This window comes from Caballeronia sp. INDeC2, from assembly GCF_023631325.1.
Lineage (GTDB): Bacteria > Pseudomonadota > Gammaproteobacteria > Burkholderiales > Burkholderiaceae > Caballeronia.
Genome location: NZ_JALQDG010000001.1, coordinates 274,565 through 289,621, shown reverse-complemented (window position 1 = coordinate 289,621; position 15,057 = coordinate 274,565). Strand labels below are relative to the sequence as shown.

The window sequence follows — 15,057 nt, the reverse complement described above, 5'->3', positions numbered from 1 at the left end:
ACTGCCCGGGTTCCCGATTCGTGGGAAGCTTTATTTGTCGTTGCTTGTAGACCAGTATTTTTGCGCAATCACTGCGAAATAGCAGTTAATCGTACTGACCAATGGTGATCATTTTCATCATGACGCGGTAAGTGTTGTACGCGAGCCAATTAAGCGTCCGCTCCGTAACAGGCCGCGCCTCATAGTGTTTTTCATCGATCGGGCGGCCTTCGTCAAACGCCTGAAGAATGGCGTCGTGCAATCCGGCGATTTCGGGATGATTCACGAGCACCATATTGGCCTCGTTGTTGAGCACGAGCGACAGCGCGTCGAGGTTCGATGAGCCGATGGTCGCCCAGTCCGCGTCCACGACCGCGACTTTGCCGTGCAGCATCGTCTTCTCGTACTCCGCGATCCTCACGCCGTGCTTCAGCAGATTGCCGTAGAGAAACGGCGTCGCATAATCCAGAGCCACGAATTCCTTACGGCCGATCACGAGCGACACACGCACGCCGCGCTCGGCCGCGTTGACGAGCGCGCGCCTCAACTTGCGCCCCGGCATGAAGTAAGGATTGGCGAGCAACACTTCGCTCTCCGCGTGAGCGATTGCCCGGAGATAAGCTTTCTCGATCGCGCGCCGATTGAGCAGATTGTCGCGCGCGACGAACGCAATGCATGGCTGATCCACCGCGTGAATCTCGCCGAGACGCGCGCGCCGGCGCGCCAGCATCGCGCGGCGGGCGTTCCATCGGCCGGGCGTGCGATCGCTTTCCTGCTCTTCGCAACCCGGCTGCGACGGCTGCCGCGGCTTCACGCCGAGCCGAATGCGCTGCCATTGAAGGTCGAACGCTTCTATGACGTCCTTCACGACGGGGCCTTGCGCCTCCATCGCGAAATCCCAGCGCGGCCGTTCGAGGCGCGCGCCGTTCTGCTCGTAGTCGTCGACGATATTGATGCCGCCGCAAAACGCATAGGTCTCGTCGATCAACGCGAGTTTGCGATGCGTGCGCGAGAAGCCGAGCGGCCCGAACAGCAGATGCGGGTTGTAGATGCGATGCTCGACGCCGCGCTCCTGCCAGAGCTTGAACATCGGTAAATTGCTTTCCGTGCCGACGCCGTCCGTGATCACACGCACCGTTACGCCGCGTTCGGCGGCGCGCACGAGCGCATCGGAGACGGCGCGGCCGATGTCGTCGTTGGCGAAGATATAGGTTTCCAGCGACACCGACTTGCGCGCGTTGTCGATCCGCTCGATCAAGGCGGGGAAGAATTCCACCCCGCACTTGAAGAGCCGAACGTGATTGCCGGACGTGAAGCAAAGGCGCAGCGGTCGACGGCCCGAGAACAGCGCCTGGCGCAGCCGCTTGAAACTGCGCCGCGGACGCAGTCCGATCATCGGCTATGCGCCGCGAGGCGCTCGGGCAATTGCAGAATGGCTTCCCGGTTCGACCACGAGAAGCATCGGTCGGCGGCCTCGCGCAAAGGCAGCCACAAGTGTGCGGTGTGTTCGCGCGGCGCGAGTGTCACTTCGAGACAATGCGGCACGCAGAGGCTGAACTGGTGTTCGGTGTTGTGAACGACACCCTCCGCGTAACGATGCCGCCATTGCGGATAGATTTCGTACTGAATGCTGTGATGCCAGTCGAGCAGCGCGTTCTCGGGCACGAACGCACTACCGAGCACGATGCCCGTCTCTTCCTGCACCTCGCGCGCGGCGGTCTCGATGAGCGGTTCGTCGATGCGATCTTTCGAGCCCGTCACCGATTGCCAGAAACCCTTGTGATCCGCACGTTCGATGATGAGCACATCGAGTTCCGGCGTATGAATGACGACGAGCACGGATTCGGGGATTTTGGGCGGCTTCTGCATGTCTTTATGAACGCGCGTTTCATTATGTGTATGTGCCCAAAGACTGTAACGCAAAAAATGAAAAAGGCGCACTCGGCGCCTTTTTCATCACATCAAAAACGAAAGCTGCTTAGTGCGCCTTCTGCTCCGGTTGACGCAGACGAATGTGCAGCTCGCGCAACTGGCGCTCGTCCACTTCGCTCGGCGCCTGCGTGAGCAGATCTTGCGCGCGCTGCGTCTTCGGGAACGCGATCGTGTCGCGGATCGAATCGGCGCCCGACATCAACGTGACGATGCGATCCAGACCGAACGCGATGCCGCCGTGCGGCGGCGCGCCGTACTGAAGCGCGTCGAGCAGGAAGCCGAACTTCAGGCGCGCTTCTTCCGCACCGATCTTCAGGGCGCGGAACACCTTGCTCTGCACGTCTTCCTGGAAGATACGCACCGAACCGCCGCCGATTTCCCAGCCGTTCAGCACCATGTCGTATGCCTTCGCGAGGCAGCGGCCCGGATCGGTTTCGAGGTATTCGAGGTGCTCGTCCTTCGGGCTCGTGAACGGGTGATGCGCGGCCACGTAGCGGTTCTCTTCCTCGTCGTACTCGAACATCGGGAAGTCGATGACCCACAGCGGCTTCCAGCCGGTTTCGAGCAGGCCGGTGGACTTGCCGAATTCCGAATGGCCGATCTTCAGACGCAGCGCGCCGAGGCTGTCGTTCACTACTTTCGCGCGATCCGCCGCGAAGAAAATGATGTCGCCGTCTTGCGCCGCCGTGCGCTCCATGATCGCCGCGAGCGCCGCGTCATGCAGGTTCTTGACGATCGGGCTTTGCAGACCGTCGCGGCCGCGGCTCTTGTCGTTGACCTTGATCCACGCGAGGCCCTTCGCGCCGTAGATGCGCACAAATTCCGTGTAGCCGTCGATATCGCCGCGCGACAGCTCGCCCCCCTTCGGCACGCGCAGCGCAGCCACGCGGCCGTCCTTCGAGTTCGCCGGCATGCTGAACACCTTGAAGTCGACATCCTTCACGGCGTCCGTCAGGTCGGCGAATTCGAGCTTCACGCGCAGGTCGGGCTTGTCCGAACCGAAGCGGCGCATTGCTTCCGAGTACAGCATGACCGGAAATTTCCCGGGCAGCGCGACGTCCATCGTCTCCTTGAAGACGTGGCGGATCATCTCTTCGAACAGATCGCGGATTTCCTGTTCGTTCAGGAACGAGGTTTCGCAGTCGATCTGCGTGAATTCCGGCTGACGGTCTGCGCGCAGATCTTCGTCGCGGAAGCACTTGGTGATCTGGTAGTAACGGTCGAAGTTCGCGACCATCAGCAACTGTTTGAACAACTGCGGCGATTGCGGCAGCGCGAAGAACTGGCCCGCGTTCACGCGCGAGGGCACGAGGTAATCGCGCGCGCCTTCGGGCGTGCTCTTGGTCAGCATCGGCGTTTCGATGTCGATGAAGCCCTGCGCATCGAGATACTTGCGCACTTCCATCGCGACGCGATAGCGCAGGCGCAGGTTTTTCTGCATCTGCGGACGGCGCAGGTCGAGCACGCGATGCGTGAGGCGCGTGGTCTCCGACAGGTTGTCGTCGTCGAGCTGGAACGGCGGCGTCACCGATGCGTTCAGGACGGTCAGCTCATGGCACAGCACTTCGATCTTGCCGCTCGTGAGGTTCGCGTTGACCGTGCCTTCGGGACGTTCGCGCACGACGCCTTTCACCTGCACGCAGAACTCGTTGCGCACGCCTTCGGCCACCGTGAACATTTCGGCGCGGTCCGGATCGCAGACGACCTGGACGAGCCCTTCGCGATCGCGCAAGTCGATGAAGATAACGCCACCGTGGTCGCGGCGGCGATGCACCCAGCCGCACAGCGAAACGGTTTGGCCCAGGCGGGCCTCGGTCACCAGACCGCAGTATTCAGATCGCATCGACATGATGTTTGTGTCTTTCGTTGTTCGTTGATCAACGGCTCGCGCGTTCGGGTCTCGCTCTTTCGTCGGCGGACTCCAGGTTCGCGCGCGCCGGCATTACATCGGCGGCTCGGTGGGGCGGCGGGCGGGCGCGACCGGTGCCGGCGCGCTCGGGGCGGGAGCCACCACGCCCATCGAGACGATGTACTTCAGTGCCGCGTCGACGGTCATGTCCAGTTCGACGACTTCGCTTTTCGGCATCATGAGGAAGAAGCCGGACGTCGGGTTCGGCGTCGTCGGCACGTAGACGCTGACGTGCTCTTCGTCGAGATGATTCAGCACGTCGCCGCCCGGAATGCCCGTCAGAAAGCCAATGGTATACGAGCCCTTGCGCGGATATTCGATCAAGAGCGCCTTGCGGAACGCGTTGCCGCTCGACGAGAGCAACGTGTCCGATACTTGTTTCACGCTCGTGTACAACGGACCGACCACCGGAATATGGCGCAGGATGGCGTCCCACCATTTCACTAGCTTCTGGCCGACGAAGTTCTGCGTCAACAGCCCGACGATGAAAATGAATGCGATCGTCAGCACCGCGCCCACGCCCGGCAGATGGAAGCCGACGACGCGCTCTGGCTGCCACGATTCCGGCAGAAGTAGAAGCGTCTGATCCATCGTCCCGATGACGAGGCCCAGCACCCACAAGGTGATCGCGAGCGGCACCAGCACGAGCAGGCCGGTGAGGAACACGGATTTCAGCGTAGTCTTTTTCGTCGTCATTTACACGGGGCGGAGGCTGCGCCGGTTCCCGACTGTGTCGAGGATTCGGCTTGGCAGGCGAGCCGCGCCCAATTGCGCGCGGTCGGCGAGGTCATCTGCGCGATATTTGGCCAGACGCGCTGGCCGCTCGGCGCTTCAGGCGGCGTCCGACGATGCGGACGCGCCCGCCGCAGGCTTGGCGGCATCCGACGACGACGTGCTTGCCGGCGCCGCGTCGCCCGAATTCGAGTTGCCCGAGCCGGACGAAGAAGCGTCGTCCGATTTCGCCGCCGGCGCGTTGGCCGCGTTGCCCTTTGCGCCGTTGTTGCCGCTGCGGAAATCGGTGACATACCAGCCCGAGCCTTTTAACTGGAATCCGGCGGCGGTCACCTGCTTCGAGAAAGTGTCCTTTCCGCAGGCTGGACATTGCGTGAGCGGCGCATCGCTCATTTTCTGAAGCACGTCTTTTTCGTGGCCGCAGTGTGCGCAGCGGTACGCGTAAATCGGCATGGCACTCTTCCTACAATGATCTGTCGACGCTTGCAAAGCCTTGAATTATAGCCGCAAACTTGCCCCGCAATTCAGGACGACGGGCGCAGGAGCGATGGCGCGATATATCGGGGCGCCGTCGGCGGATTTCAAGCCGGGCGGTTCAGATTCGTCGCCAGGTCATCCAGCGTTCGCGGCCGGCGAATACGGGAATCGAGCCGTTCACATCGTGGTCGTCGATCAATTCGAAGTGCGGCGACAGCAGCGCGTCCAGTTCGCCGCGATCAATGCCGAACGGCGGCCCTTTGGGCGTCGAACCGATAAAAAAGAAGCCGGCGAGCAGCGCGCCCGGTTTGAGCAACGCCGCCATCCGCGTGGCGTAGTCCTGCCAGCGGTTTTTTGGCAACGCGCAGAGAAAGGCCCGTTCGTAGATCCAATCAGGCGAAAACGGCGGCGCATAGGCGAAAAAGTCCGCCTCTTCGACGACATCCCCATGCGCGCCGAGTTGCGCACGCGCCGCCTCGACCGCGCCCGGCGAGAAGTCGATCGCGCGCACCGGCCAGCCTCGTTCGGCCAGATAAAGCGCTTCGTACGCGCTGCCGCAGCCTGGGATCAGTACGTTCAGCACCTTCTGCTGATTCAGCGACGCGACGAAAGTCTTGAACATCTCCGGTACGCCGGCCTGATCCCATGGCGTGAACTGCCGGTCGAAGCGTTCATCCCAGAAACCCGGCGAATTCGGATCGCGGTTCTGGAAATCGGGAACGTCGGGAGTCGCCGGATCGCTCATGATGTCGATGTTCAGGGATGAAGCCAGAACTGCGCGACGACGACACCCGCGCCCGCCATCGCGACGAGCTCCGCGACGAGCAGCGTCACGAGCAGGCGGTTCGTGCGCTTCTGCTCGGCGAGAAGCATCCGCATGAGTTCGTCGCTGCCGGTCCTCGGCGCGTCGTGGTGCTCCGCCAGAATGTGATGAATCAGCCGCGGCAACTGCGGAATGGTCTTGCTCCACTGCGGCGCTTCCATCTGCAGGCGCTCGTACCAGCCGCGCCAGCCGATCTGCTCGTTCATCCAGCGTTCCAGATACGGCTTGGCCGTCTTCCACAAATCGAGCTCGGGGTCGAGGGAACGCCCCAGCCCTTCGACGTTGAGCATCGTCTTTTGCAACAGCACGAGTTGCGGCTGAATTTCGACGTTGAAGCGGCGCGACGTCGAGAAGAGGCGCATCAACACTTGCCCGAGCGAAATGTCTTTCAGCGCGCGATCGAAATACGGCTCGCAAACCGCGCGAATCGCGCTTTCCAGCTCCTCGACGCGCGTGCTCGGCGGTACCCAGCCGGATTCCAGATGCAGCGTCGCGACCCGGTGATAGTCGCGCTTGAAGAACGCAAGGAAGTTCTGGGCTAGGTAGTTCTTGTCGAAGTCCGACAGCGCCCCGACGATGCCGAAGTCGAGCGCGATATACCGCCCGAACGTCGCCGGATCGAGGCTCACCTGAATGTTGCCGGGGTGCATGTCGGCGTGAAAGAAGCCGTCGCGAAACACTTGCGTGAAGAAAATCTCGACGCCTTCGCGCGCGAGCTTCGGAATATCGACGCCGGCCGCGCGCAAGGTCTCCACCTGGCTGATCGGCACGCCGACCATGCGCTCCATGACGAGCACCGTGGGCGCCGAGAGATCCCAATACATTTCCGGCACGAGCAGCAGATCGAGCCCCTGGAAGTTTCGGCGCAACTGGCTGCCGTTGGCGGCCTCGCGCATCAGGTCGAGCTCGTCGTGCAGATATTTGTCGAATTCGGCGACGACTTCGCGCGGCTTCAGACGACGCCCGTCCGCCCACAGTCGCTCGGCCCATGTCGCGACATCGCGCAGCAACGCGAGGTCCGAGTCGATCACGGGGAGCATGCCAGGGCGCAGCACCTTCACCGCGACGGCCTTGCCCGCGTGCTCGCCGTGCCTGATCTTCGCGAAATGCACCTGCGCGATCGACGCGCTCGCCACCGGCACGCGCTCGAAATCGTCGAACAATTCGTCGATAGGCGCGCCGAGCGACTTTTCGATGATCGACACCGCCACCGCCGAATCGAACGGCGGCACCTGATCCTGCAGCTTGGCGAGTTCGTTGGCGACATCGACGGGCAAAAGATCGCGCCGCGTCGACAGCACCTGCCCGAACTTCACGAAAATGGGCCCGAGACTTTCCAGCGCGAGCCGCAGACGGATGCCCCGCTCGATCTCGAACCGGCGGCCGAAGGTCGTGATGCGCATGAGAAAGCGCACGCGACGATCGTCGATGCCGCTCATCACCAGTTCATCGAGCCCGAAGCGGACGATCGTGAAAAAAATCTTGAGAAAACGCAGAAAACGCATGGTTCGAATGTGCTTCAGCTCGTTATTCGTGCGAGTCGCGCACTGACTCGCCCCCGGGTCGCGCTGAGGCGCCGCTCGCCGGCCGTGGTTGTTCGGTTCGTTGTTTCGCCTGTTGCTCGATTCTTTCGATGCGCTTCTCGACGCGTGCAAGGGCATCGCGCGTTTTCGAAAGCTCGGCATTGAACGCGTCGAGCGCGCTTTTGCGCACGAGTTGCGGGCGCTCGTCGAGGAAATACTCGGTGAACGTGTCCAGCAGATTGCGCCCGGTGCGCTGCGCCTGCTCCTGCACCGCCCGCGCGACGAGCCCAACGCGATGCGCGGGCGCGTCGCCGATTACGCGCGCGAGGTCTTCTTCGGGATCCCAGCGCAGATGTTCCGCTAGTTTTGCGAGGGTCGTCGCGAACTCGGCGTCGCCTTCGATCCGGACATGCTTCATCACCGCCGCCTGACCGCCTTGCAGATACACCGGCAGCGCATCGAGCGGCACGGCGATGGTCACGTCGAACGTGCCCGCCTCGGCGTCGGTGGTTGCCGCGAAAAGGCCGTCGGGTTGCACTACGAGCGCGATCGAAACCGGCGTGCATGACAGCTTCACGCGCTTGCCGGCATACGGTTTGAGGCGTTCGAGCGCCCACGGCTCGCGTACGAGCAGATGATTCACGGCGGCCGCGAATCCACTGGACACGGTCTTCAACGCGGGATTTGCTGCAAAACGGGCGGATTCGTCTGCGTTCGTCATCGATTCGGAGATAAAAAAACCCGCGCGAGCGGTGGCTCGCGCGGGTCATATTCTACGGGGTAAATCTGCGTGAGACGCTTTCGCGCGGTTTTCCGGAGCTACCGCCGCCCCGCAGAATGGCGACGAGGAAATTAGCTTACCTGCTGAATCCCCGCGAGCAGCCAGCCTTCGTTGCCGGCCTTCTGCTTCGAGAGATTCCACACCTCGACGAACGGCTCCGCCGCCGCGCCTTCCGACTCGCGAATCAGCCCGTGGAAGCGCACGCTCGCGAGATACTCGTTCGCGCGATCCTCGACGCCGAGCAGGTCGGCGTTGAGTTGCACCACGTCCGTACGGTTCGGCGCGCTGCCGCGGGCATCGACGTCGAGCTTCACTTCGGCGAACATTTCGGGCGTCGTGAACTCGCGAATGTCGTTGACATTGCCACGGTCCCACGCGTCCTGCAGCCGCACGAAGTAGACCTTCGCGTTACGCACGAATGCGTCGGTGTCGAAGCCGGCCGGCACGTTCGGATTCACGGCCTGCTGCGGCGCCGCGGATTCGATGTAGTTCGCACCGAAGCCGGTGGGCTGCTGCGGCACTTGCGGCGGGTCCTGATTCAGGCTCGTGCGCGTGGTCGCGCCGTACGGCGAACCCGAAGCCGAACCCGCGCCAGCATAAGCAGGCGTGTTGTTGCCCTGACGCTTGCGCATGATGAAGCGGAACAGCATGACGGCCGCCAGCACGATCAACGCGATCATGATCATGTTGGCCATCGCGCCGGCGAACGCTTCGCCCAGCCCGAAGTGCGACAGCAGCGCGGCGATGCCCAGACCGGCCGCGAGACCGGCGATCGGTCCCAGCCAGCGATTGCGCGCGGGTTGCGCCGCTGCCGCCGCAGCTGGTGCGGGCTGCGCGCGCTGAGCCTGCGCCGCCTGCCCCTGCTGCATGGATTGCGACGGCGGCGTTGCCTGATGCTGCTGCGTCGCCGTGGCCGACTGACGGCCCATGCTGCGCCCGCCGCCCATGCGTCTGGCTTCCGCCGTTTCCGCGAAGATTGCGCCGGCCGCAATAACGCCAGCCAGCGCCAAGATTCCGGCCTTCCTGAAGAAGAAATTCAGGAAACCCCGGGATTGGGGTTTGCGCGAATCGGACATATCGAATCCTTTAGAGAGTGGAACATCAAAATTTTGTCCCGACGTGTAACGCTACCACGCCACCTGACAAATTGTAATATTCGACTCGATCCAGGCCCGCTTGTTCCATCATTGTTTTTAAAGTTTCCTGGTCCGGGTGCATGCGGATGGACTCGGCCAAATACCGATAGCTGTCCGCATCTTTGGCCACTTTATCGCCAAGCCACGGCAAAATCTTGAAACTGTAGATATCGTACGGTTTCTTCAGCGGTTCCCACACTTTCGAGAATTCCAGCACGAGCAATTTTCCGCCCGGCTTGAGCACGCGCGTCATTTCCGCCAGCGCGCGGTCCTTGTGCGTCATGTTACGAAGACCGAAGGCAACCGTAACCACATTGAAATAGTTGTCGGGAAACGGGATCTTCTCGGCGTCGCACAACAGCGCGGGCGTCAGCACGCCCTTGTCGATCAGCCGGTCGCGGCCGACGCGCAGCATCGATTCGTTGATGTCCGTGTGCCAGACTTCGCCCGTTTCGCCCGCCTGCTTGGCGAAGGCCATCGCCAGATCGCCCGTGCCGCCCGCGATATCCAGCACCTTGTAGCCCGGCCGCACCTTGGCTTGCCCGATCGTGAAGTGCTTCCAGATCCGATGCAGTCCGCCGGACATCAGGTCGTTCATCAAGTCGTAGTTGCCCGCGACGGAGTGAAACACGCCCGCCACTTTCTTCGCCTTGTCCTGTTCGTCGACCGTTTCGTATCCGAAGTGGGTCTTGCTCATCGCGCTCTTCCTCGCCTTTGTTCGTTCTATGTATGCGCAATCGTCGCGCCGGCTGTGCGGCCGTATGCCGCAACCTTGATGCTCAGTGGCAGTGGCCACCGGAGGGTTTTCCCGCCATCGGCGTGTCGCGGTCCACGCCCGCGGCTTCCAGTTTCCCCAGATACTCCCGCCACAACGCGTCCTGCCGCGTCGCCAGGTCGTGGAGGATGTCCCAGGAATAGATGCCCGTATTGTGACCGTCCGAAAAGTTCAGTTGCAGCGCGTAATGCCCGACCGGATCGATGCCGACGATCGTCACCTCGCGCTTGCCGGTCTGCAGCGTTTCCTGACCCGGTCCGTGTCCCTGCACTTCGGCGGAAGGCGAATAGACACGCAGCAACTCGAACGGCACGCGATACGACTCGTCGCCGTATTGCAGTTCGAGCACGCGGGATTTCGAATGCACGACGACGCCGGTCGGAATCGGCGTCGTGGAAGTGAGTCCGCTCATGGTCTTGCCTTATTGATGGCCGAACGCCTGGTTCAGCTCGTTGCGCACCTGCTCGCGCAAGAGCGTCGCCTGCGCGCGGCGCTTCGATAGCTGCGATTCGGAGACCGTGCGCTGGCGCGGCGCCCAGATCGGCAGAGGGAAGCGGGAATCGTTGGAAAAGCGCGGAATGATGTGCCAGTGGACATGCGGCACCTGATTGCCGAGGCTCGCCAGATTGATCTTCTCTGGCACGAGCACGCGGCGCATCGCGCGCTCGACGCCGTTCACGGCCGTCATCACGCGCGCACGGTCGCCATCCGGCAAATCGGACATTTCGGCGATATGCGCGCCCCAGATCACGCGGCACAGGCCCGGCCAGTCGGGCTCGTCGGCGAGGACGACGCGCAACGCGTCGTCCGACCACAGCACCTCGCCGCCGTCTTCACGGCAAAACACACAGTCCATCTCATACCTCTAGCGAATCGAACCTCGATTTCGCTATTACACCAGCACGCGCTCGATACCGCCATTGTTCGCGCGTTCGACATATTGTTCCATCCAGTTCTCACCGAGCACCTTGCGCGCCATTTCCACGACGATGTAGTCCGCCTCGATGTTGGCGTCCTCGTTGTACCGCGACAGGCCTTGGAGACAGGACGGGCAGCTCGTGAGGATCTTCACGTCCTGGCCGTCGGGCTGAGGACCGTCGCCGGCCTTGAGCACGGAGCCCGGTTGCGCGCCCGCCGCGCCCGCCGACGCATTCGCGATATTGATGCCGTTCGCGCCCGCTTCCGCGACGAGCGGAATGCCGCGCAGCTTCGCGGCGCCCTTGCGGATCTCTTCTTCCTTGCGAAAGCGCACTTGCGTCGAAATGTCCGGCCGCGTAACCGCGAGCGTGCCCGACTCGCCGCAACAGCGATCGTTCTTCTCGATCTTGTAGCCGTCGTTTTGCGAGCCCATCAGGTCGTTGACGAGCTTGACCGGGTCCATCGTCTTGATCGGCGAGTGACACGGGTCGTGGTACATGTAGCGCGTGCCCGTCACGCCGTCGAGCTTGATGTTCTTCTCGAGCAGGAACTCGTGAATGTCGATGATCCGGCACCCCGGGAAGATCTTTTCGAATTCGTAGCCCGCAAGCTGGTCATAGCAGGTTCCGCACGACACGACCACGGTCTTGATATCGAGATAGTTCAGCGTATTCGCGACCCGGTGGAACAGCACGCGATTGTCCGTGACGATCTTCTCGGCCTTGTCGTACTGCCCGGAGCCGCGCTGCGGATAGCCGCAGCACAGATAGCCCGGCGGCAGCACGGTCTGCACGCCCGCTTCCCACAACATGGCCTGCGTCGCGAGCCCGACTTGCGAGAAGAGACGCTCGGAACCGCAGCCAGGGAAATAGAACACGGCTTCCGAATCGACGGTGGTCGTCTTCGGATTGCGGATGATCGGGACGATCTTGTTGTCTTCGATATCCAGCAGCGCGCGCGCCGTCTTCTTTGGCAGATTGCCCGGCATCTTCTTGTTCATGAAGTGGATCACCTGCGTGACCACGGGCGGCTTGCCGACCGTCGCGGGCGGTTTCGCCGTCTGCTTCTTCGCGAACTTCCTGAGCACGTCGTTGCCGAAGCGCTGCGCCTTGTAGCCGACACCCATCATCGCGGTGCGCGCGAGATTGATGGTCTGCGGATTCGTCGCATTGAGGAAGAACATGCCCGCCGCGTTGCCCGCGTTGAACTTCTTCTTGCCCATCTTGCGCAAAAGATTGCGCATGTTCATGGTGACATCGCCGAAGTCGATCTTCACCGGGCACGGCGTCACGCATTTGTGGCAGACCGTGCAGTGATCGGCGACGTCGTTGAACTCGTCCCAATGCTTGATCGATACGCCGCGGCGCGTCTGCTCTTCATACAGGAACGCTTCGACCAGCAGCGAAGTCGCGAGAATCTTGTTGCGCGGGCTATACAGCAAATTCGCGCGCGGCACGTGCGTCGCGCAGACCGGCTTGCATTTGCCGCAGCGCAGGCAGTCCTTGATCGAATCGGAGATCGCGCCGATATCCGACTGCTGCATGATGAGCGACTCGTAGCCCATCAGCCCGAAGCTCGGCGTGTACGCATTGCGCAGGTCGGCGCCTTCGAAGAGCTTGCCCTTGTTGAAGCGCCCGTGCGGATCGACGCGCTGCTTGTACGCGCGGAAATCGCCGATTTCCTCTTCGGTCAGAAACTCCAGCTTGGTGATGCCGATGCCGTGCTCGCCCGAAATCACGCCGTCGAGCGAACGCGCGAGCTTCATGATGCGCGCCACCGCGTGATGCGCGTCCTGCAGCATCGCGTAGTTGTCGGAGTTGACGGGAATGTTGGTGTGCACGTTGCCGTCACCCGCATGCATGTGCAGCGCGACGAACACGCGCCCGCGCAACACCTGCTTGTGGATGGCCTGCGCTTCGTCGAGGATCGGCTTGAATTCGCCGCCGTTGAAGATCTGGCGCAGTTCCGCGCGAATCTCCTGCTTCCACGAAATGCGCACCGTGCGATCCTGCGCGATGTGAAACACGTTCGCGTCCGGCTGCACGTCGACACGATCCGCGAACTTCTCCGCGAGCGCTTCGTAGCCGAGATTGACGAGATAGTGCTGCGCCTCGCGCAACGGCATATCGAGCTTTTCGCCGACGAAAGTCCAGCGCTCGCGCACGCGCTTCAACAGATCGAGCGCTTGCTGCACGCGGTCTTCGAGCAGTTCGGCGCTGGGAATTTCGTTCGCGTCGTCGGTCTTGCCGAGCGGCAGCTTGCCGGTGCGGAAGAACGCTTCGAGCGCATCGACGAGTTGCAGCTTGTTCTTGATCGACAGCTCGATATTGATGCGCTCGATGCCGTCCGTGTACTCGCCCATGCGGTTGAGCGGGATCACGACGTCTTCGTTGATCTTGAACGCATTCGTATGCTTCGCGATCGCCGCGGTGCGCGAGCGGTCGAGCCAGAAGCGCTTGCGCGCCTCGGCGTTCACCGCGACGAAGCCTTCTCCGCTCTTGCCGTTCGCCATGCGCACGACTTCGGACGTGGCTGCGGCGACGGCATCGGCGTCATTGCCGACGATATCGCCGATCAGCACCATCTTCGGGAACGCATTGCGCTTGCTCTTGGTCGCGTAGCCGACCGCGCGCAGATAGCGCTCGTCGAGATGCTCCAGGCCGGCGAGAATCGCGCCGCCCTGCTTCGACGTTTCGAACAGATAGTCCTTGATCTCGACGATGCTCGGAATCGCGTCGCGCGCCTGGCCGAAGAATTCGAGGCAGACGGTGCGCGTATGCGCGGGCATCTTGTGCAGGATCCAGCGCGCGGACGTGATGAGCCCGTCGCAGCCTTCCTTCTGCACGCCGGGCAGGCCGGCGAGAAATTTGTCGGTGACGTCCTTGCCGAGCCCTTCCTTGCGGAACGTCCGCCCGGCGATGTCGAGGCTTTCGGTGCGCAGCAGTTTTTCGCCCGGCGGACGATTGCCGTCGAACCAGTCGAGCCGGAAGCGCGCCACTTCGATGTCGTGAATCTTGCCGCAGTTGTGATCCAGACGCGTGACTTCGAGCCAGTTGCCTTCCGGATCGACCATGCGCCACCACGCGAGGTTGTCGAGCGCCGTGCCCCACAACACCGCTTTCTTGCCGCCCGCGTTCATCGCGACATTGCCGCCGACGCACGAGGCATCGAGCGAAGTCGGATCGACGGCGAACACGAAGCCCGCCTGCTCGGCCGCTTCCGTAACGCGCCGCGTGACGACGCCCGCGCCCGAGAAAATCGTCGCGACCTTGTGATCGACGCCCGGCAGATCCGTCATTTCGACGGGGCCGAGCTGCTCGAGCTTTTCCGTATTGATGACGGCCGAGAACGGCGTGAGCGGAATCGCGCCGCCGGTGTAGCCGGTGCCGCCGCCGCGCGGAATGACGGTGAGCCCGAGTTCGAAGCACGCCTTGATCAGCCCGGCGATTTCGCCTTCGGTGTCAGGCGTCAACACGACGAACGGATATTCGACGCGCCAGTCGGTTGCGTCGGTGACGTGCGAGACGCGCGACAGGCCGTCGAACTTGATGTTGTCCTTCTGCGTCTCCTTGCCCAGCACGCGCGACGCGCGGCGGCGCAAGTCGGCCATGCGGCCGAACTCGGAGGCGAAGTCGTCGACGGCGCGGCGGGCGGCGGCAATCAGCAACTGCACGCGCTCGGCGCGCTCGCGGCTGCCGGCTTCGTCGCTGTGCGCGGTGAGATCGGCGCTGCGGCGTTTCTCGATTTCCGTGAGCCGGTGATTCAGCGCCTCGACCAGGAGCGCGCGGCGCTTCGGATTGTCGAGCAAGTCGTCCTGCAGATACGGATTGCGGCGCACGACCCAGATATCGCCGAGCACTTCGTACAGCATGCGCGCCGAGCGGCCGGTGCGGCGCTCGTTGCGCAGTTCGTCGAGCACGGCCCAGGCTTCGTCGCCCAGGAGCCGCATGACGATTTCACGATCGGAAAACGACGTGTAGTTATAGGGAATTTCGCGCAGACGAGGCTCGACATCGAGCGCCAAGGCGGCATGTGCGCCGTTCGGATCGAAGGCTTGGGGTGCGTTCATGTT

Annotated in this window: 13 protein-coding genes; all 13 read right to left on the bottom strand. The window is 62.6% G+C overall.

Going from position 1 to position 15,057, the window contains the following annotated elements:
* Positions 1–85: 85 nt before the first annotated feature.
* The 13 genes from NCS28_RS01425 to NCS28_RS01365 all read right to left on the bottom strand — a co-directional run bounded on the left by NCS28_RS01425 (position 86) and on the right by NCS28_RS01365 (position 15,054).
* Positions 86–1,375, bottom strand: coding sequence for a phospholipase D-like domain-containing protein (locus NCS28_RS01425; RefSeq protein WP_250512095.1), 1,290 nt, complete (start codon positions 1,373–1,375; stop codon positions 86–88).
* Positions 1,372–1,848 carry a dihydroneopterin triphosphate diphosphatase gene (gene nudB / locus NCS28_RS01420; RefSeq protein ID WP_250512094.1) on the bottom strand — a complete coding sequence of 159 codons (477 nt, stop codon included), beginning with the start codon at positions 1,846–1,848 and terminating at the stop codon, positions 1,372–1,374. The genes NCS28_RS01425 and nudB overlap by 4 nt, the downstream gene beginning before the upstream one ends.
* A gap of 109 nt (positions 1,849–1,957) precedes the next feature.
* Positions 1,958–3,760 (bottom strand): aspartate--tRNA ligase, encoded by a 1,803-nt coding sequence (gene aspS, locus NCS28_RS01415; RefSeq protein WP_250512093.1) that lies wholly within the window; start codon positions 3,758–3,760, stop codon positions 1,958–1,960.
* Between the two features lie 93 nt (positions 3,761–3,853).
* Positions 3,854–4,516 carry a DUF502 domain-containing protein gene (locus tag NCS28_RS01410; RefSeq protein WP_035497641.1) on the bottom strand — a complete coding sequence of 221 codons (663 nt, stop codon included), beginning with the start codon at positions 4,514–4,516 and terminating at the stop codon, positions 3,854–3,856.
* Between the two features lie 135 nt (positions 4,517–4,651).
* Positions 4,652–5,005, bottom strand: a complete 354-nt coding sequence (locus NCS28_RS01405) for an FmdB family zinc ribbon protein (RefSeq protein ID WP_250512092.1) — start codon at positions 5,003–5,005, stop codon at positions 4,652–4,654.
* A 142-nt stretch (positions 5,006–5,147) separates the two neighbouring features.
* Entirely contained in the window at positions 5,148–5,774 is a 627-nt protein-coding gene (locus NCS28_RS01400; protein WP_250512091.1) for a methyltransferase domain-containing protein, read from the bottom strand.
* A gap of 11 nt (positions 5,775–5,785) precedes the next feature.
* Positions 5,786–7,357 carry a ubiquinone biosynthesis regulatory protein kinase UbiB gene (gene ubiB / locus NCS28_RS01395; RefSeq protein WP_250512090.1) on the bottom strand — a complete coding sequence of 524 codons (1,572 nt, stop codon included), beginning with the start codon at positions 7,355–7,357 and terminating at the stop codon, positions 5,786–5,788.
* A 22-nt stretch (positions 7,358–7,379) separates the two neighbouring features.
* Positions 7,380–8,051, bottom strand: a complete 672-nt coding sequence (locus tag NCS28_RS01390) for a ubiquinone biosynthesis accessory factor UbiJ (RefSeq protein ID WP_502801134.1) — start codon at positions 8,049–8,051, stop codon at positions 7,380–7,382.
* A 176-nt stretch (positions 8,052–8,227) separates the two neighbouring features.
* Positions 8,228–9,232, bottom strand: coding sequence for a Tim44 domain-containing protein (locus NCS28_RS01385; protein ID WP_250512087.1), 1,005 nt, complete (start codon positions 9,230–9,232; stop codon positions 8,228–8,230).
* 25 nt (positions 9,233–9,257) lie between these two features.
* Positions 9,258–9,989, bottom strand: coding sequence for a bifunctional demethylmenaquinone methyltransferase/2-methoxy-6-polyprenyl-1,4-benzoquinol methylase UbiE (gene ubiE, locus NCS28_RS01380; protein WP_250512085.1), 732 nt, complete (start codon positions 9,987–9,989; stop codon positions 9,258–9,260).
* Between the two features lie 82 nt (positions 9,990–10,071).
* Positions 10,072–10,479 carry a gamma-butyrobetaine hydroxylase family protein gene (locus NCS28_RS01375; protein ID WP_250512084.1) on the bottom strand — a complete coding sequence of 136 codons (408 nt, stop codon included), beginning with the start codon at positions 10,477–10,479 and terminating at the stop codon, positions 10,072–10,074.
* Between the two features lie 9 nt (positions 10,480–10,488).
* On the bottom strand, positions 10,489–10,923 hold the full coding sequence (locus tag NCS28_RS01370) for an HIT family protein (RefSeq protein ID WP_250512083.1): 435 nt from the start codon (positions 10,921–10,923) through the stop codon (positions 10,489–10,491).
* Positions 10,924–10,959: 36 nt separating this feature from the next.
* Complete coding sequence (locus tag NCS28_RS01365) at positions 10,960–15,054, bottom strand: DUF3683 domain-containing protein (protein WP_250512082.1); 4,095 nt, start codon at positions 15,052–15,054, stop codon at positions 10,960–10,962.
* Between the last annotated feature and the right edge of the window lie 3 nt (positions 15,055–15,057).